Here is a 23,219-nt window from a genome sequence, read left to right on the forward strand (position 1 = left end):
TCCACATGTCTCTCAAGTACGCCGTGCTGGCGGCGCTCCTGGAGGGCGAGGCCTCGGGGTACGAGCTGTCCAAGGTGTTCGACGTGTCGCTGGCCAACTTCTGGGCCTCGACCCCCCAGCAGCTCTACCGGGAACTGGAGCGCCTCGCGCAGGACGGACTGATCGAGGCCCGGGTGGTACGCCAGGAACGGCGGCCCGACAAGCGCCTGTTCACGCTGACCGAGGCCGGCCGCGAGGATCTGCGCGGGTTCGCCGCCACACCGCCGCGGCGGCCCACCGCCATCCGCGACGAACTCCTCATCAAGATCCAGGCCATGGACGGCGCGGATCCCGGGGCGACCCGTGCGCTGGTCGAGGAGCGCGAGGCCTGGGCCCGCGGCAAGCTCGCCCGATACCGGCGCGTACGCGAGCGCCTCCTGGCCGGCCGCAGCGAGGAGGAGTACCTCCGGGAAGCCGACCGCGTCGGCCCGTACCTCACCCTGATGGGAGGCATCGGCTTCGAGGAGGAGAACCTCCGCTGGTGCGAGCGCGTACTCACCGTCCTGAAGCAGCGGGCTCCCCTAGGCTGATCCGATGTTCAGCCCCGAAGGCCCCACTCTGCGCGAGCTCGCCGTCCAGGCGTTGTCGTCCGTCGAGCGCGGCTACGACCTCCTCGCGCCGAAGTTCGACCACACGCCCTTCCGGACACCCGACGCCGTCCTCGACGCCGTCGGCTCGGCACTGCGGCGGACGGGGCCCTTCGGCGCCGGACTCGACCTGTGCTGCGGCACCGGCGCGGGCGTCGGCGTGCTCGCGCGGGTGTGCGGGGAACGGGTCACCGGCGTCGACTTCAGCGCGGGCATGCTCGACGTCGCGCGTGAGCGGACCGTGCCTGAGGGGCAGAGCCCGCCGGTCTCCTGGGTCCGCGCCGATGCCCGCGCCCTGCCCTTCGCGCCCGCCTTCGACCTGGTGGTGAGCTTCGGGGCCTTCGGGCACTTCCTGCCCAGCGAACTGCCCGGACTGTTCGCGCAGGTCCGCTCCGTCCTGCGGCCGGGCGGCTGCTTCGCGTTCCCGCTGGTCGCTCCGCCCCGCCCGGGCTCGCTCGGCTACTGGATGCTGCTGGGCTTCGACACCGTGATGCGGGTGCGCAACGCGCTCTGGCGGCCTCCGTTCGTCATGTACTACCGCGCGTTCCGCCTCGGGAACGTGCAGCGCGACCTCGCGGAGGCCGGCTTCCGGGTGGAGCTCCACCCGCTGGAGGAGTTCGGGCGGCGCTCCGACGGCAGCCCCCGGGTGCGGCTCGTCATGGCCCGGCTGCCCGGGCCGGTCAGCCGCGCAGGAAGTTCAGCAGATCGTCGTTGAACGCCTTCTCGTAGTCACCGACCAGGCCGTGCGGCGCGCCCGGGTACACCTTCAGCGTCGCGCCCTTGACGAGCTGGGAGGTCCGGTGGGCCGAGGCGGCGATCGGCACGATCTGGTCGTCGTCCCCGTGCGCGACGAGCGTCGGCACGTCGATGCGCCGCAGGTCCTCGGTGAAGTCGGTCTCCGAGAACTGCGCGACGCAGTCGTAGGCCCCCTTCAGTCCGGCCTGCATGCTCCACATCCAGAACGCCCGCCGCACGCCCTCCGACACGGCGGCACCGGGCCGGTTGAAGCCGTAGAAGCTCTCGCTCAGCTCCCAGTAGAACTGCGAACGGTCGGCCGCGACGCCGGCGCGGATCCCGTCGAAGACGTCCTTCGGTGTGCCCTTTGGATTGGCCTCGGTCCGCAGCATCAGCGGCGGCACCGCACCCAGCAGCACCACCTTCGCGACCCGCGCGGTCCCGTGCCGCCCGATGTAGCGGGCCACCTCGCCGCCACCGGTCGAATGGCCCACCAGGACCGCGTCTGTGAGGTCCAGCGCCTCGATCAGCTCGGCCAGGTCGTCGGCGTAGCGGTCCATGTGGTTGCCCCGCCAGGGCTGGCCCGAGCGGCCGTGCCCGCGGCGGTCGTGCGCGATCGCCCGGAAACCGTGCTCGGCGACCAGCCGGGCCTGGCCGTCCCACGCGTCCGCGTTGAGGGGCCAGCCGTGGCTGAACACCACGGGCTGCCCCTCGCCCCAGTCCTTGTAGTAGAGCTCGGTTCCGTCGGAGGTCGTGAAGGTGGTCATGGGGGTCCTCTCGGGAGTCGTGGGGGAGCCGTGCCGTGTCTCGATGGTCTCCGTCATCTGCGGGAACCGGCGCCGGCAGTCCGCCGAACGAGTGACCGACGGCTGTCGGCTGCGGGCGGCGCCGCCCGGCCCGGCAGGGTGAACTCGTAGACGAGTGCGTCCTGTCGGGCGTCGACCACGAGGTCGGTGATCTCCAGCGGGCGGGCGTACTGGTCGTGCACCCGCCGGGTGACCCGCACCGACGGCGTGCTCGCGAGAGGGGTGATCGCATCGCGGTGGTGCAGGGTGAGACCGGCCCGGCGCATCCAGTCGTAGGCCTGCCGAAGATGTGCGGCGGCGGTGCCGTCGGCACGGTCGCGGTAGCGGGCCAGCTCCTCCACCTCCGCCAGCGCCACGGCGGAGAACGAGGTCACGGCCGATCGCAGGCCCTGTCCGTCGGCGGTCGCGCAACGGTAGCGGTGGATCAGGGTCGGGCGCCCCGGGGCAAGACCCAGGGCTTCGGCGTGGTCCGCCGGGGGAGCTTCCCAGGCGACGGTGGCGCGGGCGACGGTGCCCGGGGTCGCGGCCCGGGCACCGACCGGGAAGGTGAGCGACGCCGGGGTCCCGACCGGCGCACCGGGCAGGGTGGCGTGGCTGCCGCGCCGGTCGGTGGCGACGAGGCCGTCGCGGCGCAGCAGCTCCAGCGCCTGCCGTACGGTCTCCCGGCTGACCCCGAAGTGGCCGGCCAACCGCCGTTCCCCGGGCAGCCGTTCCCCGGGCGGGACGGTGCCGTCGCGCAGTTCGCCGAGCAACTCCGTCGCGATCCGCCGGTACAGGGGCTCTCCCTCGGCCGGCGGGTGGTCGTGCGGGGTGGTGCGGGCCATGCCGCCCCTCCTGTTGGTGACGTGCGGTAGCCGTACGGGCTCGGTGCGCCACCAGATCTAGCATTGGTCTAAACCAGCAGGGAAGGGCAGCCGGACGGTTCGGCTGAAACCGGCCCGCCCACGACCGCCCTCACAGCACGCCGTACAGGGCGTCGACCAGGGCCGTCTTCCGTGGATCATTGGCGATGCGGGACCCCATCCGGTTCATCACATAGCCGAGGGACACCCCCGCCTCCGGGTCGGCGAGCCCACAGGAGCCGCCGAAGCCGTCGTGTCCGAAAGCGCGCGGATTGGGACCGTAGGAGCCGTCGGGTCCGCTGAGCCAGAGCCCGAGCCCCACCTCCGTCTCGTGCTCGAACCCCGCGCCGAGCACCAGGTCCCGGCAGCCGCCCTGCCCCTCGCGCACCCGCTCGGCCGCCTCGCGGGACAGCAGACGGTGCCCTCCGTAGGAGCCGAGCCCCGCGAAGACGCCGTACAGCGACGCCACCGCACGTGCGGTGCCGTGCCCGTTCACCGCCGGGATCTCGGCGGCCCGCCACTCGGATGTGCCGGCCGCCGCGGCTGACACCGCCGGGTTGGTCAGCGCGGCGATCGCCGCGGGCGCCAACTGGGCGAAGACGGCTGCCTGTTCGCTGCTCGCAGTGACCGCCGGCTGGACCAGCTCGGCCGCCCGGCCGAAGTCCCGCACCGGCAGGCCGATGCGGAAGTCGATGCCGAGCGGCCCCGTCACCTCCCGCGCCAGGAAGGCCCCCGGCCGCAGGCCCGACACCCGTCGTACGACCTCGCCGACCAGATGGCCGTAGGTCAGCGCGTGGTAGCCGGACCGGGTGCCGGGTTCCCACCACGGCTCGGTCGCCGCGAGCCGCTGCGTGGTCAGCTCCCAGTCGCAGAGCTGCTCCAGCGAGTGCGGCTCCCGCAGGCCGGCCAGACCGGCGCGGTGGGACAGCAGATGCCGGACGAGGACCTTCTCCTTGCCCGCCGCGGCGAACTCGGGCCAGTACACGGCCACCGGCGCGTCCAGGTCCAGCAGTCCCCGGTCGGCCAGGATGTGCGCGCACAGCGCCACCGGCCCTTTGGTCGTGGACCAGACGTTGACCAGCGTGTCCCGCTCCCAGGGCCGGGAGCGCGCCGCGTCCGCCCAGCCGCCCCACAGATCCACCACGGTCTCGCCGCCGACGGTGACGGCCACCGCGGCGCCCAGTTCGCCCCGCTCCCGGAAGTTATCCTCGAACGCCGTGCGTACCGCCGTGAACCGCGCGTCGCAGTGACCGTGCACCTGTGTCCCGTTCCCGGACATGAGCCCCCTCCGCCGACCGTCTCCGGCCCGGGTCGAAGTGTCGCGGCCCGGGCGCGATGAACGTACCGACTGGTCGGACCGGGTGGAAGCCCGCGGGGGGTGAACGGCCGGATCAGATGTACGAGCGCATCCAGCGCAGTTTGGCCGCCTGCTGGAAGGGCCCGCCGCCCTCGTGGTCGTTGAAGTCGTAGACCTCGATGGCCTTGTCCTCGTGGCCCCAGGCGTTGAAGGCCGCGAAGACGGTCGAGGGCGGGCAGGTCTGGTCCTCCAGGGCGGCCGAGAAGAGCGCCGGCGCCCGGCCGCGGGCGGCGAAGTGGACGCCGTCGAAGTAGTTCACCGTGCGCAGGGCGTCCTCGGTGCGGCCGCGGTGGGTCTTGAGGTAGAGGCCGATCTCCCGGTAGGGGTGCCGGTCCGTGATCGTCGCCGCGCGCGGGAAGTCGCACAGGAACGGCACGTCCGGCGCGATGCCCGCCAGGTCCGGGACCAGGCCGCCGACCGCGATCGTGATGCCGCCGCCCTGGCTGGAACCGACAGCCACCGTGCGCGCCGGGTCCGTGAGGGGGTGCGAGCGGGCCGCCTCCACCGCGCGCACCGCGTCCGTGTAGACCCGGCGGTAGTAGTAGTGCTCCGGGGCGTCGATGCCGCGCGTCATGAAACCGGGGTACGCGGGCGCACCACCCACCGGATCCGCCGTGCCGCCGCCACCGCCCCAGGCGCTGCCCTGCCCGCGGGTGTCCATCACGAAGTGGGCCCGGCCCGTGGACGCCCACAGCAGGTGCTCGTGCGGGAGCCCGCGCCCTCCGCCGTAGCCGATGAACTCCACGACCAGCGGCAGCGGGCCGTCCGCCCCGGCCGGGAGGGTCAGCCAGCCCTTGACCGGATGACCGCCGAAGCCCGCATACGTCACGTCGAACACCTGCACGGTGGACAGGCCCGTGTCGACCGGTTCGAAACGGGCGTCCAGGTCGTGTTCGCGCGCCTCCTGGAGGGTCTTGGACCAGAACGCGTCGAAGTCCTCGGGCTCGGTGGCCGCGCTGCGGTACTCGCGGAGTTCGTCGAGAGGAAGGTCGAACAGGGCCATGCAGGACCGCCTTGGGTGAGGAGCAGCTACGGGGCAGTGCGGACGATCACACTACGGGGGTGGTCGGAGGACTGGCCAGGGTTTTGATGTGGTCCGTCTGTCGGGCGCTGTCCGCTCGGAGCGGGTGAGGCGCTGGTCACGGGCGTGGAAAGCGCCATCACGGGCGAGGGTTCCGAGGCTGGTGTCAAGCGTGGGTGGTCGGGTCACCTGGCATTCATGACTGGGTGCGGCCCGTCCGGACGCCGCCGCGCCTCACGCACGGCGGTGGGTCCACTGCGGTTCCGTGCGGGCCCACGCCCGGTCCCACTCGGCCAGCCGGCGGCGCAGCGCCACCCGGCGCACGAGGAAGTGACCGAAGAGCACCACCAGCACCGCACCGCCCGCTGCAAAGGTGCCGATGGTGAGGGTGTGCTGCCGGACCGCCGCCTCGTCCACCGGCGGCATCACGTTCCGCCCCTGGTCGTCGAACCAGACGTCCACTCTCTCGCCCCGCCGGGCGTCCGCGGGGACCCGGGCCGTCGCGGTGCGCGTGCCTTCGCCCGGCTCCGTCCAGCGCACGGTCGCCCGGTACGCGTGCTGCCCGCCGGCCTGCACCGACGGCAGCGAGTCGCCCTTCCTGCCGACCACCTCGGCCCGGACGCGATGCCGCTCGGCCCGCTGCTCCATCGACACCGAACGGGCCTCGCCATGGGCCCACGAGGCGGCCGCCGCCCCCGCCAGGGGCGCGCCCACCAGGATGAGGACGGCGACCACCAGCACCGTCCACGCTTCGACGACATCCGACCGGCGCCGCAGCGCACTGCGCCGCCAACGCCAGCCGCGCACCCGGGTTCGCATGCCCACCTCCTCGCCGTCACCGCGGCCGGAGGTCCGGACCGGCCGCGGTGACGGCGCCGCTCCCTCCACGTCACGCCACACGTGCGAGTGCCCACACTCTCGGGGTACCCCCTCCGGCGCCCGTCGATCGCTCCAGGGCCTGATGCACGGCGGGAACGGCGTGCCGGAACACGCCGGCAGGGTGCCCTGTGCGACTGCCGCGAAACGCCGAGGTCAGCCGAAACGCTCGATGCGGATCCGGTCCACCGGCTGACCGGCCGTCACCAGCAGCCGGGAGGCGTGCTCGGCGAAGGAGTTCGAGCCGCACACATAGGCCTCCCACCCACCGGAAGGCCGCTCGGTCAGGAGCGGCGCCACATGTGCGGCCGCCATACGTCCCACCGCCGCACCCTCCGGTGCGCTCCGGGTGAAGACGGGTGTCGTCTCGGCGCCGAACTCCCGGGCGTAGATGAGCTCCTCGGGGCTCCGCGCGGACACCACCAGCCGAAGCGGCACGGCCAGGTTCCGGGCCCGGTGGTGCCGGATCATCGACATCAGAGGTACGACGCCGGAGCCGGCGCCGATGAGCAGCGCGGGCCGGTCGCCCGGCCAGGCGAAGAAGCCGCTCACCGGGCCCCGCACCTCGACCCGGTCGCCGGGCCGGGCGACGGTGTGGAACCAGCCCGAGACCTCGCCGCCCTCGACGTGGTCCAGGGTCAGCTCGACATGCCCCGAGTCGTCCGGCGCGGACGCGATCGAATAGTGGCGCTGGGCCGTATAGCCGTCCTCGGCGGTCAGCCGCACCATCAGGTGCTGGCCGGGCAGATGCCCCGGCCAGCCGGGCACGGCGAGCCGGAACGTGGCGGCGCGCGGGGTCTCCCGGCGGATCTCGATGAGCGTGGCGGACTGCCACTCGGAGGCGGTCTGCCCGCTCACCTCGATGCGCCCGGGCACGGCGAACCGTGAGGGAGGCACGAAGCTCTCAGTCACCGGAGTACCTCTGCTCCTCCCACGGGTTGCCCCGCTCGTGATAGCCGTTCTGCTCCCAGAAGCCCGGCTCGTCGTGGTCGAGGATCCGCAGGCCCGCGATCCACTTGGCGCTCTTCCAGAAGTACAGGTGCGGCACCAGCAGCCGGGCCGGGCCCCCGTGCTCGGGGGCGAGGGGCCTTCCGTCGTACTCCCAGGCGATCCAGGCCCGCCCGCCCGTGAGGTCGGCGAGCGGGAGGTTGGCGGTGTAGCCGGTGTGCGAGTAGGCGACGGCATGGGTGGCCGACCCATGGGGCCGGACCACGTCCAGGAACGCGTCCAGGGACACGCCCGAGAACCGCACCCCGAACTTCGACCAGCTCGTCACACAGTGGATGGCGCCTTCGTACGCCGACGGCGGCAGCCGGTGCGCCTCGTCCCAGTCCCAGGTGCGGGGCTCGGCCACCAGCCCGTCGATGCGGAAGGTCCAGTCGGCGGGTGCCAGCTCGGGAGTGACCTCGGCGGACAGCACGGGCCAGTCGTCGCCCGCGTCGTACTGGCCGGGCGGCAGGCCGGGGTCGGCGACGCGTGGGCGCCCGGTGAAGCCTCGGGTGATGTGCATGCGGGGGTGCCTCCGGGCCGGGCCGACGGTGCCCCGCCGGACCGGTGTGATCAGTGTGTGCGCAGTCAACCGTACGTGGTCCCCTAGTCCCGCGGGCCGGGACCGGGCCAGGCGTTGTAGCGCACGAGGTAGTCCGCGAAGCGGCTCAGGTCCTGCGCCGGCCAGTCGGCCAGACGTTCCCGGAAGGCCGCCCGGCGGCTCTCGGTGACCTGAGCCAGGATGTGCCGCCCGGCCTGTGTCAGGTGCAGCACCTGGACGCGCTGGTCCTGCGCGTCGGGGCGGCGCTCGACCAGGCCGGCGCGCTCCAGTCCGGCCACCTGGCGGCTGACGGTGGACTTGTCCAGGGCGTAGTGGGCGGCCAGGTCGGTGGCCCGGCACCCGTCGCGCTCCTCCAGGTGCCCCAGCAGCGTGTACGACACCAGCGACAGCTCGGGGTGCATCCGGCCCGCGGCGGCACGGGCGCGACGGGCGAAGACCGTCATCTCCCGCTGGATGGTCTCCACGGCGTCGGCGGTGTGCAACGGGACCTCCCTCACCGGATACGGCTCAGCTCCTTCCATGGTTGCATAACTCAACCACTTGACGGGGCGGGGCCGGTCACCGTACGGGCGGCCGGCCCGTCGGGTAGGGTTGCCGTCCGGCCGGGCAGGGACCCGGCCGTCGGAAGCCGAGGAGGTGAGACCCATTACCGCTGTGTCAGCGCGGGTGCTCTCCTCCCGATGTCGCGCGGATCGCCGGTCGTAGGCGATCGCCGGAGCGCCCTTCGGTTCTCGAAAGGCTCTTGGCTTCATGCCGTCTGTGTCCGCCGTCCCCCCGTCCACCCCGCCCTCCCGTGACTCCGTCGTCGCCGCCCTGCGCGCCGCGGGGTGCGTCTTCGCCGAGGACGAGGCCGAGTTGATCCTCGCCACCGCGCGCACCCCGGCCGAAGCCGCCGCCATGGCCGAACGCCGTGCCGCGGGCCTGCCGCTCGAACTCGTCGTCGGCTGGGCCGAGTTCAGGGGCCTGCGGATCGCCGTGGCCCCCGGCGTCTTCGTGCCCCGCCGACGCACCGAGTTCCTGGTGGAGCAGGCCCTTCAGCGGGCGCACGGCACCACCGTCGTCGTGGACCTGTGCTGCGGTTCGGGTGCGGTGGGAGCGGCGCTCGCCGCCGCGCTCGGCCGCGTCGAACTGCACGCCGCCGACATCGACCCGGCCGCCGTGCGGTGCGCCCGCGGCAACATCGCCGCCGCCGGCGGCCACGTCCACCAGGGCGATCTGTTCGAAGCGCTGCCCGCCGCGCTGCGCGGCCGCGTCGGCATCCTCGCGGCCAACGTGCCGTACGTGCCCAGCGACGAGATCGGCCTGCTGCCGCAGGAGGCCCGGGACCACGAGCCGCTGGTCGCCCTCGACGGCGGCACGGACGGCCTCGACGTGCTGCGCCGGGTCGCGGCCGGGGCGTCCAGCTGGCTCGCCCCCGGCGGCTGCGTCCTGGTGGAGACGAGCCGGCACCAGGCCCCGGCCGCCGTCGAGGCCTTCGAACGCAACGGCCTCACGACCGAGCTGGCCGTGTCGCAGGAGTGGTACGCCCACGTGGTGATCGGCGTCAGGCCGTAGGGCCTCGTCCGCCTCTCAGCCCCTCAGTCCGGTGCGGTCGCCCGCGCGATGAGCAGTGCCACGTCGTCGAAGTTGTCGGGCTCGTGCAGCGTGCGCAGCAGCAGGTCGCAGACCTCCTCCAGTGGCCGGTCCGGCCCGTCGAGCAGGGACAGCAGTGTGTCGAGCCGTTCGTCGAGCGGGTCGCGCCGGGTCTCGACGAGGCCGTCGGTGTAGAACACCAGCCGGTCGCCGGGCTCGAGGCCGACGGTGGTCGTGGAGAAGGCGACACCGCCCACGCCGAGCGGCACCCCGGTCGGCAGGTCGAGGAGCTCCGGCGGCCGGCCGGCCCGGACGCGCACCGGCGGCAGATGTCCGGCGTTGGCGATCCGGCACTGCCGCAGATGCGGGTCGTGGACGGCGTAGACGCAGGTGGCGATGGCCTGCTCCAGACCGGCGGTGATCTTGTCGAGGTGCTCCAGGAGCACGTGCGGATCGAGGTCGAGGGAGGCGAGGGTGTTGGTCGCCGTGCGCAGCCGCCCCATGGCCGCCGCTGCGGGGATTCCGCTGCCCATCACATCACCCACGACGAGCGCCGTCTTGCCGTCGTCCAGCGGGATCACGTCGAACCAGTCGCCGCCGACCTCGCTGGTCGCTCCGGCCGGCTGGTAGCGGGAGGCGACCTCCAGTCCGCCCGTCACCGGTGGATGGCTGGGCAGCAGGCTGCGCTGGAGGGTGAGCGCGGTCTCGCGGGCGCTCTGGTACCAGCGGGCGTTGTCGATCTGCACGGCGGCCCGGGCGGCCAGCTCCCGTGCCAGCAGCAGGTCGTCCTGGCTGAACGGCAGCGGATTGCGGGTGCGCTTGAGGTCCAGGGCGCCCAGCACCTCGCCGCGCGCGATCAGTGGCACCGCCAGATAGGAGTGCACCCCGGCCCGGCCCAGCAGCTCGGCCGCCTCGGAGGAACGGGCGATGCGGTCCAGGTCCTCGTCCTTGACCTCCGGCAGCATCACCGGGCTCGCGGTGCGCACGCACTGAGTGACGAGCCGGTCGGGGGCGTACCGGGCGACCTGCCCGGGAGGGTCGGCCGCCTCCAGCGCCTCGGCGGAGTCGTACCCCTGGACCGCCAGCGCCCGGATCACGGCCGCCTCGGCCGGGCCGAGACTGGTTCGGCGGCCCTGCACCACCGCGTCCAGCAGGTCGACGGCCGCGATGTCGGCGAGCTCCGGCACGGCCACCTCGGCCAGCTCGCGGGCCGTGCGGTCCAGGTCGAGCGTGGTACCGATCCGGCCCGAGGCGTCGGCGATCAGGGCCAGGCGCCGCCGCGCCGCCTCGGCCTCGATGCCCGCCCGGTACTGCTCGGTGACGTCGACGATCGAGACGGCCACGCCCAGCACGGTCCCGAAGGCGTTCTCCAGCCGGTACAGCGAGATCGACCAGGCGTGGTCCTGGTGCGGGTCGGCGGGGGTGCGGCCGATCGTGGACTGGTCGACGACGGGCCGGCCGGTGTCCAGGACCCGGCGCGCGGCGGTCTCCAGGGCGTCGACGTCCATCTGCGGCACCACCTCGCGGACCGTGCGGCCCAGGTGCTCGTCGGCCGGCACGCCGTTGATCTCCTCCAGCGCCCTGTTGACCGAGACGTACCGCAGCTCGGTGTCCAGCACGGCCAGCCCGATCGGGGACTGCGCGATCATCCGCGTCGACAGCGCCACCTCCCGCTCCAGCCGGTGCACGGTGCCCTGGTCGGCGCACAATCCCAGCGCGTAGACGTCGCCCTGGTCGTCCAGCAGCCGCATGTTGCGGAACTCCACGAGCCGCGTGCCGCCGTCCTTGCGGCGGATCGGGAACGCCCCCGCCCAGCTCTGCCCGGTGCCCATGACGTCGGCGAACAGCTTGACCACGAGGTCGACGTGCTGCTCGTGGACCATGATCCGGGCGGCGTACTGGCCGAGCGCCTCCTGGGCCTCGTACCCGAACAGCTCCTCGGCCTGCGGGCTCCACAGCACGATGCGGCCCTCGGCGTCCAGGACCACCGAGGCCACGCGCAGCACGTCCAGCAGCCCGCTCGGGCGCGCCGACCCGCGTACCGGACCGTCGCCTGCGGACTCGGGAGACCCGGCTGCACTCATCCCACGCCCCGCCTTCGCCGTCCTCGCGGCACGCCGTCGTGTGCCGACACCCCATGTTCCACCGCGCGGAGCCGCTTGTCCGAGGCCCCTTCCGTCACCTTCCACCATCTCCCACCACGGCGCGGGCCGCCCCGCAAAACCGTCACCGGGAGACGGGCACCGCCGGTAGTGCTCGCCGGAAGGTGGTGCTTTGCTGGGGTAGGGGCGGACACGGCATGTGGTGGCCACGAGAGGAGCGATCACGATGGCGATGGACCACGAGCGACCGCACCCGCACTCCGTCTCGGTGGAGATCAGCGGGTGCAGCAAGTACGACGCCCGGATCGTGTTCGACGCATTGTGCTCCTGCTTCGAGTCCGACCGGTGCGCCGACGACGTGCCCGAGGAACTGCACGAGACCCGCCCGACCGTATGGCTCGGCACCTTCGACGTCGCCGACGAGCACGAAGGCGCGCGACCCGTTCACCTGTCGTCCTCCGTCGAGGCCGACCTGCACGGCGGCTACTGGGCGATCGAACGGTTCCGCACGACCCTGGACTCGCTGTTCGACGTGCACGATCTGAGCACGGCCTCCGGCGACCAGGAGAAGGAACTGCACGTGCGTCTGCAGAGCCGGTGACCGCCCCTCACCCCGTCAGCGGGTCGAGGACGGCCCGCCGGTAGACGGCGTGCACCACGGGCAGGTCCGCCAGGATTGCCCGGCCGCGGCGCACAGGAGCCCGGACCGGGTCCTCGGCCGCGCGGACACGTCCGCGCCGACCTCGCACCGGTCCGGGAGGACGGAGAAGCCCTCACCGCCGTGGCAGTAGGTCACCGTCAGCTTCGGCGGCAGCGGGAACTCCCCGCTCGCCCCGGGCAGCGGGGACGCGCGCGTCCAGCAGCCGGACGAGATGCGCCGCCCGCGACACCGCGCCGACCACCGTCCGGCGTGACCCGGGGTGCCCTGACGTCCCGTGCACGGCGGTCCCGGCCCGCCACAGCCCACGCCCGCCGACCACGACCTCGTCGAGACCCGGGTAGCCGATCATCACCCCGGCCGGGCGGACCGGTGTCCGGGTCGGCGAGGCAGGCCCGGGCGCCCCCGAAGCCGCCCCTGCTCGTCGGCGTCTTGCGGCCTTCTGATGGATCTCCGCAGCGTCGCGACGCCCGGCACGCACGCTCGCGGTCCACCACGGCGGTCAGCGGCCCAAGCTCCCTGGTCATGGACCCACTGTGCCCTCCATCACCTTGTGCAACTAGTTGCATAAACCGTCGGTAGTCCTCTACAACTACAGGCACGACACCGCGCACGGAGGGCCCCATGAGCCGTTACCCGCACCTGCTGACCCCCCTCGACCTGGGCTTCACGACCCTGCCCAACCGGGTCCTGATGGGCTCCATGCACGTCGGCCTGGAGGAGGCGGAGGGCGGCTTCGCGCGCATGGCCGCCTTCTACGCCGCCCGCGCCCGCGGGGGAGTGGGCCTGATCGTCACCGGCGGCATCGCCCCCAACGACGAGGGGCGGCCCTACGAGGGCGGCGCCAAACTCACCACCGACGCGGAGGCCGAGCAGCACCGGGTCATCACCGACGCCGTGCACCGCGAGGGCGGGCGGATCGCGATGCAGATCCTGCACTTCGGCCGGTACGCCTACCACAAGGACCTCGTGGCCCCGAGCCCGGTCCAGGCGCCGATCAGCCCCTTCCCGCCCCGCGAGCTCACCGAAGCCGACATCGAGCGGACCATCGACGACTACGCCCGCGCCGCCCGCCTCGCCCGGCAGGCCGGTTACGACGGCGTCGAGATCATGGGCTCCGAGGGCTACCTCGTCAACGAGTTCATCGCCCTGCAGACCAACCAGCGCACCGACCGCTGGGGCGGCTCGTACGAGAACCGCATGCGCTTCCCGCTGGAGATCGTGCGCCGGGTGCGCGAGGCGGTCGGCGAGGACTTCATCGTCATCTACCGGCTCTCCATGCTCGACCTCGTCCCGGGCGGCTCCACGCTCGACGAGGTCATCACCCTCGCCAAGGCTGTCGAGGCCGCCGGCGCGACGATCATCAACACCGGCATCGGCTGGCACGAGGCCCGCATCCCCACCATCGCGACCTCCGTGCCGCGCGGCGCGTACACCTGGGTGACCAAGCGGCTCATGGGCGAGGTGTCCGTCCCGCTCGTCACCACCAACCGCATCAACACCCCCGAACTCGCCGAGGAACTGCTCGCCGAGGGCGCCGCCGACATGGTGTCGATGGCCCGCCCGATGCTCGCCGACCCCGACTTCGTCACGAAGGCCGCCGCCGGCCGGCCCGATGCGATCAACACCTGCATCGGCTGCAACCAGGCCTGCCTCGACCACACCTTCAGCGGTCTGATCACCTCCTGCCTGGTCAACCCGCGCGCCTGCCACGAGACCGAGCTCGTGCTCTCCCCGACCCGGCTGCGCAAGCGTGTCGCGGTCGTCGGCGCCGGCCCGGCCGGCCTGGCCTGCGCGGTCTCCGCCGCCGAGCGTGGGCACGACGTGACACTGTTCGACGCGGCGAGCGAGATCGGCGGCCAGCTCAACGTCGCCCGCAAGGTCCCCGGCAAGCAGGAGTTCGACGAGACGCTCCGCTACTTCCGCACCCAGCTCGACTGGCACGGCGTCGACATCCGGCTGAACACCCTGGTCACGGTCGCGGACGTCGACGGCTACGACGAGGTCGTCGTCGCCACCGGCGTCACCCCGCGCACCCCCGAGATCCCCGGCGTCGACCACCCGAGCGTGGTCGGCTACCTCGATGTCCTGCGCGACGGCGCCCCCGTCGGCGACCGGGTCGCGATCCTCGGCGCGGGCGGCATCGGCTTCGACGTCGCCGAGTTCCTCACCGACGGCGGGGACAAGGCCCACGAGGACCCGGCGACGTACTTCCGCCAGTGGGGCGTCGACATGGACTACCGCGGCCCCGGAGGGCTCGCCGCGCCCGAACGGCCCGCCCCGCCGCGCACCGTCCATCTGCTCCAGCGCAAGACGTCCAAGGTCGGCGCCGGCCTCGGCAAGACCACCGGCTGGATCCACCGCACCGAGCTCAAGCACCGCGGCGTCACCATGGTCCCGGGCGTGCGCTACGACCGGATCGACGATGCCGGCCTGCACATCACCGTGGGCGAGGAGAGCACGGTGTTGGAGGTCGACACGATCGTGCTGTGCACGGGCCAGGAACCGCGCCGCGGCCTCTACGAGGAGCTGCTCGCCGCCGGGCGCAGCACGCACCTCATCGGCGGTGCCGACGTGGCCGCCGAGCTGGACGCCAAGCGCGCCATCAAGCAGGGCACGGAGCTGGCGGCCGCCCTGTAGTGCGGTAACGCGTCCCTAGGATGAGGCCATGTCACTCCCGCACGCGATCCTCACCGCCCTGCTCGAGAAGCCGTCGTCCGGGCTGGAGCTGACGCGCCGGTTCGACCGGTCGATCGGGTACTTCTGGTCGGCGACGCACCAGCAGATCTATCGCGAGCTCGGGAAACTGGAGGCCGACGGCCTCATCAGGGCCCTGCCGGCCGAGCAGCCGGCCCGCGGGCAGAAGAAGAGTTACGAGGTCCTGCCCGCGGGCCGCGCCGAACTGGCCCGCTGGACCTCCGCCTCCCAGGACCCCAAGCCGCACCGCGACGTGCTGCTGCTGCGGCTCAGGGCGGCGGCCGTGGTCGGCACGGCGGGCCTGGAGGCCGATCTGCGACGCCATCTGGAGCTGCACGAACGGCAGCTGGCGGAGTACGAGGAGATCGAGAAGCGCGACTTCCCGCCCGGCCGGGACGGCGCCGAGGTCCGGCTGCGGCATCTGGTGCTGCGGGCCGGCATCGACCTGGAGACCTTCTGGACCCAGTGGCTCAGGCGCGCCCTGGCGGATTTCGCCGAGCTCCCGGACGGCGCCCCCACAGGGCCGGGACCTGACCGGCGTGACGGTGAGGGGTGAGCCCGACCGGGGCGGGGCGCCGGCCGCGCCGGGGTGACCGGGGTGTGAGGGCGCCCGCTCGAGCCCGACGCGGTGTGCCGCCGCTCCGCCCCGTCCGCCGGGGTCGGGCGGCCCCCCCGGGCGATCACGGCCTGAGGCGGTCCGTTCCGCCGGACCCGTCCACGACATGACGGCGGCCCGCCCGACCGGAGCGCTTCGGGAGAGCGGGCCGCCGTCCGCACCGGGTCAGAGCCGGTACGGCTTGTTGCGCCGGCGCAGGTACCAGGCCGTCGCGAGGAGGCCGGCCCCGACCAGCGTGCCGCCCGCCACCAGCGTGACGGTTCCGTAGTCCGTCGAGCTGCCGCCGACCCCGCCCATGACACCGCGGGACGGCGAGGCCGAGGGGGACGGTGACCGCGTGGGGGAGGGGGCGGTGGAGACCACGATGGACTGGGTGCCCGCCGTGGTGCCGTCCGAGCAGACGACGATGACGGTGTACGTCCCCGGGGAGACGCCCGACCAGGCGGCGGACTGACTGACCTGCGTCCCCGACAGCGTCACCTGGCGGCCCTGGGCGAAACTGCCCTGGCTGCTGGTGAGGAGCGAGGCGCTGCCCCAACTCCCGTTGATCTGGGTGCACGAGCTGGTCGTGACCGACACCGTGGACCCCGTGGTCCTCACGGAGATGCCCGGCCCCGCGACAGCGGGCAGCGCGGCCGGGAAGAGAGGCAGCGCGGCCGCGGCCGCCACGGTCAGGCCGGAGCGGAGAACTGGCGATGAGTTGCGCATGTGGACTGCCCTCCGGCGGCACGGTTGGCGGTACATCCCTTGCGCCGCCGAGGGTCGGGGAACGTCCGTGCTGCCTCAGGGTCAGCCAAGGCCTCCCCGGCCCCGGCCGCACTTCAAGCGCCCCCGTGCAGGTGACGTGTCACGTCGGCCGGCCGACGCCGAGGAGCACGTCAGCGCCCCGCGCCCGTCGTCACCGCCCGCTCCGCCGAGAAGCCTCCCCAGGTGCCGTCCGGGAGCATCGCCCGGACCCGGACCCGGTGCGTGACACCGGTGGTCCGCCCGACGTAGAAGCTGTACGTGGCCCGCTCGCGGGGGGCCTCGCCGCCGTACACGAGGGACGTGGCCGGCCGGCCGTCCAGATGGATCTGGTACTCGGTGACCTCCCCGTCCACGCGGGGCGGCACCCAGCTCAGGTCGACGTGGTACGCCCCGTCCTCGCGGTGGCTCGTCGCCCGGAAGCCGGTGGGGGCTGTGGCGCGGCCGTCGTCCGTGCCCGGGGTGGTGAGCCGGACGGTGGGGCCGGCGGGGGAGACGTTGCCGGCCGCGTCCCTGGCCCGGACGGTGAACGCGTAGTCCGTGCCGGGCCGCAGCCCCGTGAGCACGGTCGCCGTCCGGCCTCCGCTCACGCTGTGGATCTTCGTGGCTCCCTGGTGGATGTCGTACGACACCACGCCCCGGTCGTCCGTCGAGGCGGACCAGGACAGCTGAACCGCCCGGCTCCCGGCCGCCCGCCCGCGAGGTGTCGACGGGCGGGTCGGTGCGGAGCGGTCGTCCGCGACGGCGGCGGGTGTCTTCGCCCGGACCTGGCGGCTCGGGGGCCCGAGCCGCCCGTCGGCGTCCCGCGCCCGTACGGAGAAGACGTACCGCGTCGAGGGCCGCAGCCTGGTGACATCCACCATGTGCTTCGAACCCGGCACCTCCCTCACTTTCGTGGTGCCGCGATACACCTCGTAGGCATCGGCCCGTGCGGTCGCGTTCCACATGACGTGCACGCTCGTCGCGCTGCCGGCCGCGGCGGTGACGCCCGTGGGCGGACCGGGCGCACCACCGCCGTTCCCGCCCTCCGCTCCGGCCCGGCCGCAGGAGGCGACCAGCAAGAGCATCCCGAAGAGCGCCAGGTGGCGAAGGAGGGATGAGGAAGCGGAACGACTTCGCACGACACTGCCTCCCGGGGGTGGCACACGGGAATGGTCCGGACCAATATGACGCCGTTGGTGCGATCACATCAAGAGGGCGTCGGCCGAGCGCGGGTCCTGCTTGCGGGAGGGCGTCACCCCGCCGTGTGCGACCACCCGGAAGAGTTACGTATGCTGACGTTCCTCACGGCCGAACTCCTGGTGGAGACCAGGGAGTTCGGGACCTGTCGCGCGGACCGCTGTCGTCGCAGATCCCGCGCCGGCGCGGGTGGCCGGGGGCCGGAGTCTTACACGGACTCAGGCCCCCGGCCCCTGCCGGACTTTGGGACATGCACCGTCCGGCCCCTCACGGGTGGCCGGGTGATCGTCGCGGGGTCATTTTGGGCTGAGTGCCCGTCAGGTCCCCGAGGAGAGGCTCCGTATCGTGCGTGTCCAGTCGCTCACGCTGGCCGCGGCCAGCGCCGCCCTGCTCGCCCCGACCACACCCCCCGCCGCCCCTGCCCAGCTCGCGGTGTGGCGCGACAGCACGGTGAGCGCCGCCGAGCTGCTCGCCGCGGTGCAGGACTGCACTCCTGTCTCCCGAGGCCGCTACCGCAGTGACAACGGCGCCCCCGCTGACATCCCGGTCTGCGGCACCCGCGACGCCGTGTTCTGGAAGGCGGACATGGACATCGACTGCGACGGCCGCCCCGGGCCCCGCTGCAACCACCGCACCGACCCGTACTTCGCGGCGAGCACGGCCTACACACAGTCCGACGGCCGTCCGTTGAGCGCCGAACGCCTGCCGTTCGTCGTCGTGCCCGCGCCGAGCGGCATCTGGGACTACCGGGACCACGGCGTCGGCGGCGGCTCGGTGGTGGCCGTCGTGTACCGCGACCGAGTGCGGTACGCGGTCGTCGGCGACACGGGCCCTCAGGGCATCATCGGAGAGGCGTCCTACGCCACCGCCAAGGCCCTCGGCATCCGCCCCCACCCGCACGGCGGCGGCGCCCGCTCCGGCGTCACCTACATCGTCTTCAAGGACATCAAGGTGTCGCCCATCGAGGACCGCGCCGCGGCCGTGGCGACGGGGGAGCGGGCGGCGGAGCAGTTCATCGAGGCGAATCGGGCGGACGGACGCGTCGAGGCGAATCAGGCGGACGGACGCGTCGAGGCGAATCGGGCAGCCGGACGCTGAGCGGCTGACGGCGCGTCATGGACACGCCTGCGGCCGGGCACACCGTCGGCGCGGCGTGCCCGGCCGCAGGCGTCGCTCACACCTTCCGGTAGGTGTACGCCTCCGTCGCGGCCGCCTCCACCGCCGCCAGATCCGCCCCCGTGGACGCGGTGACGACCGCGGCCACGGCCCCCTCCACGAAGGGGGCGTCCACCAGGCGGGTCCGCTCGGGGAGTTCGTCGCCCTCCGCGAGCAGCGCCTTCACGGTGAGCACCGCGCTGCCCAGGTCGGTCAGGACGGCGACTCCGGCACCGCGGTCGACGGACGCGGCCGCCGCGGCGATCAGTTCGGAGCTCGTACCGAGCCCGCCGCCCTCCGTCCCGCCCGCCGGGGCCACGGGCACCACCGGGCCACCGCCCGCGAGCCCCTTCGCCAGCTCGGCGACCGACGCGGCCACCTCCGCGCTGTGCGACACCAGCACGATCCCCACCAGCTGCTCGTCACTCACCGGCGGCCTCCACGAGTCCGGCGATCAGCAGCGCCGCCGACGTCGCGCCCGGGTCCTGGTGCCCGATGCTGCGCTCGCCCACATAGCTTGCCCGGCCCTTGCGCGCCTGCAAGGGCGTCGTCGCCACGGCGCCCTCCTCCGCGGCGGTCCGGGCCGCTTCGAACGAGTCACCGAGCGCGTCCACGGCGGGCACCAGCGCGTCGATCATGGTCTTGTCGCCGGGGGCGGCACCGCCGAGCGTCTGGACCGCGTCCACCCCCGCCCGCAAGGCCTCGGCCAGCTGCTCCGCACTGACCTCGCCGGAGTCACCCAGCGCCTTGCCGGTACGGCGCAGCAGCGTCCCGTACAGCGGCCCCGAGGCGCCGCCGACCGTCGAGATCAGCTGGCGTCCGGCCAGCGTCAGGACCCCGCCGGGCGTGTCCGGGGCCTCCTTCTCCAGGACGGCCACGACCGCCGTGAACCCGCGCTGGAGGTTGCTGCCGTGATCGGCGTCCCCGATGGGGGAGTCGAGGGCGGTGAGCCGTTCCGCCTCGCGGTCCACGGACGCGGCGGTCGCCGTCATCCAACGGCGGAAGAAATCGGCGTCGAGCACTGGATCTCCTTGCCTGGTAGGTACGTGGTGATCCTCTACCCCCTGCCCCTCACACGCCCCAGCGCAGACCCGGGGTCTTCACCGGCGCGTCGTACAGCCGCAGCAGCTCCTCGTCGACCTGGCACAGGGTGAGCGAGGCGCCCGCCATGTCCAGGGAGGTGACGTAGTTGCCCACGAGGACGCGGGCCACGGGGACGCCGCGCTGGGCGAGCACCCGGTGCACCTCGGCGTTGAAGCCGTACAGCTCGAGCAGGGGCGTCGCGCCCATGCCGTTGACCAGGACCAGCACCGGATTGCGCGGCTGGAGGTCCTCCACCACCGCCTCGACGGCGGCCTCGGCGATCTCGCCGGAGGTCATCATCGCCCGCCGCTCCCGGCCGGGCTCGCCGTGGATGCCGATGCCCAACTCCAGTTCGCCGGGCGGCAGATCGAAAGTGGGGCTGCCCTTGGCCGGCGTGCTGCATGCGCTCAGCGCGACACCGAAACTGCGGGAGTTCTCGTTCACCTGCCGCGCGATTGCCTCGACCCGCTCCAGAGGCATGCCCTCGGCGGCGGCGGCGCCCGCGATCTTCTCCACGAACAGGGTCGCGCCCGTACCGCGCCGCCCCGCCGTGTACAGACTGTCGGTCACCGCCACATCATCGTTGACCAGCACCTTCGCGACCTGGATCCCCTCGTCCTCGGCCATCTCGGCGGCCATGTCGAAGTTGAGCACGTCACCGGTGTAGTTCTTCACGATGAACAGCACACCCGCCCCGCTGTCCACGGCGGCCGCCGCGCGCAGCATCTGGTCGGGCACGGGGGAGGTGAACACCTCGCCCGGACAGGCCGCCGACAGCATGCCGGGACCCACGAAACCGCCGTGCAACGGCTCGTGCCCCGAGCCTCCGCCCGAGACCAGCCCCACCTGCCCCGGGACAGGGGCGTCCCGCCGCACGATCACCCGGTTGTCCACGTCCACGGTCAGCTCCGGGTGAGCAGCCGCCAGACCGCGCAGCGCGTCCGCGACCACGGTCTCCGGGACGTTGATCAGCATCTTCATGGGTACCTCCAGGTGAGACTGGTCAATGTGCCTCTGGCCTTCATTTTTGCAGGTCAGGATGTGTCAGGCCAGTTCTGGCTCGAGACGTTTCGTGGCGGTCCGGGGCGGGCTGCAGCGGTACTGATGCTGACTTAATGCCGACTTTGATGACGGGGCGTCAGTTCCCTGTCGTGGTCGGTGGCGGTCGGTCGGAGCGCTGCTGCCGGAAAGTATCAACCTTGCGGCAGCGAACGTCACGGGCACAGCGCACCCAGTACTGCAGCCGCAGTTGCTGTGACCGGTGGTTCTGCTGATCGTTGAGCTGGTCATGGGTGGGGACGTCTCAGTGTGGTCAGGTGCACCGCTGGGCCGCTGGCCGCGACACGTTGCATGCCCATATCGGCCAGTATTTTCACCGGTCGGAGCCGCGCCAACGGGCGGGGGAGTATCTACACGGCCTGCTCGCACCACTGGAGCGCAGGAACGGCTGGACGCCGACGGAGCAGGCTGGCGACGTGTGCCCGGACGGCATGCAGCGTCTGCTGAACCAGACCGACTGGGACGCAGACGCGGTGCGGGACGAGGTCCGTGGCTACGTGCTGGAGCATCCGGGCGCCGATGACGGCGTGTTGATCGTCGATGAAACCGGGTTCATCAAGTTCATCAAGAAGGGCACCCGCTCGGCTGAGGTGCAACGGCAGTACACCGGCACCTCCGGGAAGATCGACAACTGCCCGTTGGGTGTTGAGCGATGCCGGCAAGAGCCGTGGACGCCGAGGTGCCGTTTCGGTGGGTCACCGGCGATGAGGTCTCCGGCCAGGACCCGGTGCTGCGCGGCTGGCTCACCGACCACCGGCTCAGCTATGTGCTGGCCATCGCATACAAGCAGCGCTGCGGGCCACGCGGGCACAATGCCCGGACCCTCTCCGCCATCCTGCCCGAGGACACCTGGGAAGTCCGCTCCGCGGGTGACGGTGCCCACGGCCTGCGTGAATACGCCTGGGCCTCGGTCCCACTGCCCGGCAACAGCGCGGACGGCTTCGAACACGCCCTGCTGATCCGCCGGTCATTGGCCAACGGTCAACGTGCCTACTACCTCGCCCATGCCCCTGAAGGCACCCCGCTGGGAGAGATCGTCCGGGCCGCCGGAGCCCGCTGGGCGATCGAGGAGTGCTTCCAGGCGGCGAAAAACGAAGCCGGCCCGGACCACTACCAGGTCCGCCACCATCCGGCCTGGTACCGGCACATCACCCTGGCCATGGCTGCTTCCGCTCACCTGACCGTCATCCGGGCTACCACCTGCGAAAAGGGGGACACAGAGACGACCTGATCCGCCTCAGCGTGAATGAGATCCGCCGCATGCTGAGCAAGCTCGCCCACGCCGTCCAGCACGGGACCGAACGCACCTTGCACTGGTCATGCTGGAGACGACGCCACCAACACCAAGCCCGTCTCAGCCGCTACCGCCGTCGCGGCCACCGACCGACCCCCATAACTGCGGCACTGTCAACGTCCTCGACTCCATGCCGAAGTCCGCGCAGCCCGGCGCCAAGAAGGCCATCCAGGACATCCGCAACGCCGAAGACCGCGACCAAGCCGAGACGGCGATCAAGACGTTCGCCCAGCTCTACAGCGCGAAGTTCCCCAAGGCCGTCAAAAAGATCACGGACGACGAGCCCGAGCTGCTGGCGTTCCTCGACTTCCCGGCCGAGCACCGGATCCACCTGCGTACCACGAACCCCATCGAGTCCGCTTTCTCCACCGTCCGGCTGCGGACCAAGGTCATCCGCGGCGCCGGCTCCCGCACCGCCACACCGGCCATGGTCTTCAAACTCGTCGAGGCGGCCCAGCAGCGGTGGCGGGCCGTGAAAGCACCCCACCTCGTCGCACTCGTCCGCGCCGGAGCGCGCTTCGAACACGGCCACCTCGTCGGACGGCCCCAGGCAATTGCGGCCTAACCGACTGAGAAGGTGGCACCGGGTGCGGCATAGTCGACGGGACCGTCGAACCGGGCCGAGGCGCGTGCCACCGCCTGTTGCGGGGTGAGGAAACGGCCGACGTGGGTGACGATCAACCGGCCCGCCCGGGCCGCGCTGGCCGTGTCGCCGGTGTCTTCGGGCGTGTGGTGCACCTGCTCGCCCTCGTCAGGCGCCCGGTCACTTCCAGCCTCGCACAGCAGCAGATCGCATCCCTCGGCCAGCCGCGTAAGGTTCGCGCACGGTGCTGTGTCCCCGGAGTAGACCAGCGATCGGCCCTCGGCCTCGATGCGCACGGCGAAGGCCGGGATGCCGTGCGCTACTGCCCGGCTGGTCATAGTGAGCGCGCCGACGCGCGCCCGATGCCCGTCTTCAAGCTCATGGACGGCGAAGGCGGACGCGACCGGGCTGCGCGTCGAGGTGTTGGGTCGGGTGTTGCAGGGGCATCGTGCCCACGGTGCAGTCCGCCACGTCGCCTTTGGCCCAGAGCTTGGCGAAGTCGCCGCTGTTCCCGAGCGCTCCGATAGTCGAGGACGGGCCCTCGCACCACCACGGGGCGGGCGGCCCGATGCGGTCACCCGAAACCACGCATCCACCCGGTCTCCGTCGCCTTCGTGGAAGCCTGCGAACAGTACGGGATCCCCCACAACCACGACTGTTGCCGC

The 23,219-nt window shown here is 72.6% G+C and carries 21 protein-coding genes and 3 pseudogenes; 9 read left to right on the forward strand and 15 right to left on the reverse strand.

Annotated features, from left to right (window positions below; translation table 11 throughout):
- The first annotated feature begins 5 nt into the window (after window positions 1–5).
- Together ACIRDU_RS36680 and ACIRDU_RS36685 are read left to right on the forward strand one after the other, a co-directional pair.
- Window positions 6–569 carry a PadR family transcriptional regulator gene (locus ACIRDU_RS36680; RefSeq protein WP_403588230.1) on the forward strand — a complete coding sequence of 188 codons (564 nt, stop codon included), beginning with the start codon at window positions 6–8 and terminating at the stop codon, window positions 567–569.
- Between the two features lie 4 nt (window positions 570–573).
- Window positions 574–1,341, forward strand: coding sequence for a class I SAM-dependent methyltransferase (locus ACIRDU_RS36685; protein ID WP_403588232.1), 768 nt, complete (start codon window positions 574–576; stop codon window positions 1,339–1,341).
- Here ACIRDU_RS36685 and ACIRDU_RS36690 read toward each other — a convergent pair.
- The 8 genes from ACIRDU_RS36690 to ACIRDU_RS36725 all read right to left on the reverse strand — a co-directional run bounded on the left by ACIRDU_RS36690 (window position 1,307) and on the right by ACIRDU_RS36725 (window position 8,333).
- A complete protein-coding gene (locus ACIRDU_RS36690; RefSeq protein ID WP_403588233.1) occupies window positions 1,307–2,128 on the reverse strand; it encodes an alpha/beta fold hydrolase in 822 nt (273 codons plus the stop codon). The two genes, ACIRDU_RS36685 and ACIRDU_RS36690, sit on opposite strands and share 35 nt — an antisense overlap.
- 53 nt (window positions 2,129–2,181) lie before the next feature.
- Window positions 2,182–2,991, reverse strand: a complete 810-nt coding sequence (locus tag ACIRDU_RS36695; protein ID WP_403588235.1) for a GntR family transcriptional regulator — start codon at window positions 2,989–2,991, stop codon at window positions 2,182–2,184.
- Window positions 2,992–3,121: 130 nt separating this feature from the next.
- Window positions 3,122–4,288, reverse strand: a complete 1,167-nt coding sequence (locus ACIRDU_RS36700) for a serine hydrolase domain-containing protein (protein ID WP_403588237.1) — start codon at window positions 4,286–4,288, stop codon at window positions 3,122–3,124.
- 112 nt (window positions 4,289–4,400) lie between these two features.
- On the reverse strand, window positions 4,401–5,369 hold the full coding sequence (locus tag ACIRDU_RS36705) for an acetylxylan esterase (protein ID WP_403588239.1): 969 nt from the start codon (window positions 5,367–5,369) through the stop codon (window positions 4,401–4,403).
- A 252-nt stretch (window positions 5,370–5,621) separates the two neighbouring features.
- Entirely contained in the window at window positions 5,622–6,206 is a 585-nt protein-coding gene (locus ACIRDU_RS36710; RefSeq protein WP_403588241.1) for a hypothetical protein, read from the reverse strand.
- A 213-nt stretch (window positions 6,207–6,419) separates the two neighbouring features.
- Window positions 6,420–7,175 carry a ferredoxin reductase gene (locus ACIRDU_RS36715; RefSeq protein ID WP_403588243.1) on the reverse strand — a complete coding sequence of 252 codons (756 nt, stop codon included), beginning with the start codon at window positions 7,173–7,175 and terminating at the stop codon, window positions 6,420–6,422.
- A complete protein-coding gene (locus tag ACIRDU_RS36720) occupies window positions 7,168–7,773 on the reverse strand; it encodes a sulfite oxidase-like oxidoreductase (protein ID WP_403588245.1) in 606 nt (201 codons plus the stop codon). The genes ACIRDU_RS36715 and ACIRDU_RS36720 overlap by 8 nt, the downstream gene beginning before the upstream one ends.
- Window positions 7,774–7,856: 83 nt before the next feature.
- Window positions 7,857–8,333, reverse strand: a complete 477-nt coding sequence (locus ACIRDU_RS36725; protein ID WP_403588247.1) for a MarR family winged helix-turn-helix transcriptional regulator — start codon at window positions 8,331–8,333, stop codon at window positions 7,857–7,859.
- Window positions 8,334–8,562: 229 nt separating this feature from the next.
- Here ACIRDU_RS36725 and ACIRDU_RS36730 point away from each other — a divergent pair, with 229 nt between their 5' ends.
- A complete protein-coding gene (locus tag ACIRDU_RS36730; protein ID WP_403588249.1) occupies window positions 8,563–9,366 on the forward strand; it encodes a putative protein N(5)-glutamine methyltransferase in 804 nt (267 codons plus the stop codon).
- 23 nt (window positions 9,367–9,389) lie between these two features.
- Here the strand turns inward: ACIRDU_RS36730 and ACIRDU_RS36735 are convergent, their stop codons facing one another.
- Window positions 9,390–11,468, reverse strand: coding sequence for a SpoIIE family protein phosphatase (locus tag ACIRDU_RS36735; protein ID WP_403588251.1), 2,079 nt, complete (start codon window positions 11,466–11,468; stop codon window positions 9,390–9,392).
- Window positions 11,469–11,718: 250 nt separating this feature from the next.
- On the opposite strand from ACIRDU_RS36735, the gene ACIRDU_RS36740 reads away from it, so the two are divergent.
- The 3 genes from ACIRDU_RS36740 (at window position 11,719) to ACIRDU_RS36750 (ending at window position 15,397) form a co-directional block, all read left to right on the forward strand.
- Window positions 11,719–12,087 carry a hypothetical protein gene (locus ACIRDU_RS36740; RefSeq protein WP_403588313.1) on the forward strand — a complete coding sequence of 123 codons (369 nt, stop codon included), beginning with the start codon at window positions 11,719–11,721 and terminating at the stop codon, window positions 12,085–12,087.
- Between the two features lie 681 nt (window positions 12,088–12,768).
- The gene (locus ACIRDU_RS36745; RefSeq protein ID WP_403588253.1) at window positions 12,769–14,784 is read left to right on the forward strand and encodes an FAD-dependent oxidoreductase; all 2,016 of its coding nucleotides are present in this window, start codon (window positions 12,769–12,771) and stop codon (window positions 14,782–14,784) included.
- 28 nt (window positions 14,785–14,812) lie between these two features.
- Window positions 14,813–15,397, forward strand: coding sequence for a PadR family transcriptional regulator (locus ACIRDU_RS36750; protein WP_403588255.1), 585 nt, complete (start codon window positions 14,813–14,815; stop codon window positions 15,395–15,397).
- A 225-nt stretch (window positions 15,398–15,622) separates the two neighbouring features.
- Here ACIRDU_RS36750 and ACIRDU_RS36755 read toward each other — a convergent pair whose 3' ends face one another.
- Window positions 15,623–16,165 (reverse strand): hypothetical protein, encoded by a 543-nt coding sequence (locus tag ACIRDU_RS36755; RefSeq protein WP_403588257.1) that lies wholly within the window; start codon window positions 16,163–16,165, stop codon window positions 15,623–15,625.
- A 170-nt stretch (window positions 16,166–16,335) separates the two neighbouring features.
- Window positions 16,336–17,268 (reverse strand): fibronectin type III domain-containing protein, encoded by a 933-nt coding sequence (locus ACIRDU_RS36760; protein WP_403588259.1) that lies wholly within the window; start codon window positions 17,266–17,268, stop codon window positions 16,336–16,338.
- Window positions 17,269–17,725: 457 nt separating this feature from the next.
- On the opposite strand from ACIRDU_RS36760, the gene ACIRDU_RS36765 reads away from it, so the two are divergent.
- A complete protein-coding gene (locus ACIRDU_RS36765) occupies window positions 17,726–18,478 on the forward strand; it encodes a glycoside hydrolase family 75 protein (RefSeq protein WP_403588261.1) in 753 nt (250 codons plus the stop codon).
- Window positions 18,479–18,554: 76 nt separating this feature from the next.
- On the opposite strand, the gene ACIRDU_RS36770 is transcribed toward ACIRDU_RS36765, so the two are convergent.
- From ACIRDU_RS36770 to dhaK, 3 genes are read right to left on the reverse strand one after another with little or no spacing between them, the layout of a single operon-like run.
- Window positions 18,555–18,965, reverse strand: coding sequence for a PTS-dependent dihydroxyacetone kinase phosphotransferase subunit DhaM (locus ACIRDU_RS36770; protein WP_062925113.1), 411 nt, complete (start codon window positions 18,963–18,965; stop codon window positions 18,555–18,557).
- Complete coding sequence (gene dhaL / locus ACIRDU_RS36775) at window positions 18,958–19,557, reverse strand: dihydroxyacetone kinase subunit DhaL (RefSeq protein WP_403588263.1); 600 nt, start codon at window positions 19,555–19,557, stop codon at window positions 18,958–18,960. The genes ACIRDU_RS36770 and dhaL overlap by 8 nt, the downstream gene beginning before the upstream one ends.
- 49 nt (window positions 19,558–19,606) lie before the next feature.
- Complete coding sequence (dhaK, locus tag ACIRDU_RS36780; RefSeq protein ID WP_403588265.1) at window positions 19,607–20,599, reverse strand: dihydroxyacetone kinase subunit DhaK; 993 nt, start codon at window positions 20,597–20,599, stop codon at window positions 19,607–19,609.
- Between the two features lie 311 nt (window positions 20,600–20,910).
- On the opposite strand from dhaK, the pseudogene ACIRDU_RS36785 reads away from it, so the two are divergent.
- Both ACIRDU_RS36785 and ACIRDU_RS36790 read left to right on the forward strand, forming a co-directional pair.
- Window positions 20,911–21,908 (forward strand): annotated as a pseudogene (locus ACIRDU_RS36785) (IS701 family transposase).
- A 178-nt stretch (window positions 21,909–22,086) separates the two neighbouring features.
- Window positions 22,087–22,536, forward strand: a pseudogene (locus ACIRDU_RS36790) (transposase); the annotation flags it as partial.
- Here ACIRDU_RS36790 and ACIRDU_RS36795 read toward each other — a convergent pair.
- A pseudogene (locus ACIRDU_RS36795) lies at window positions 22,533–22,979 on the reverse strand (MBL fold metallo-hydrolase); the annotation flags it as partial. The pseudogenes ACIRDU_RS36790 and ACIRDU_RS36795 overlap by 4 nt on opposite strands.
- Window positions 22,980–23,219 lie beyond the last annotated feature (240 nt).

The organism is Streptomyces sp. NPDC093598 (assembly GCF_044764825.1).
Classification (GTDB): Bacteria; Actinomycetota; Actinomycetes; order Streptomycetales; family Streptomycetaceae; genus Streptomyces.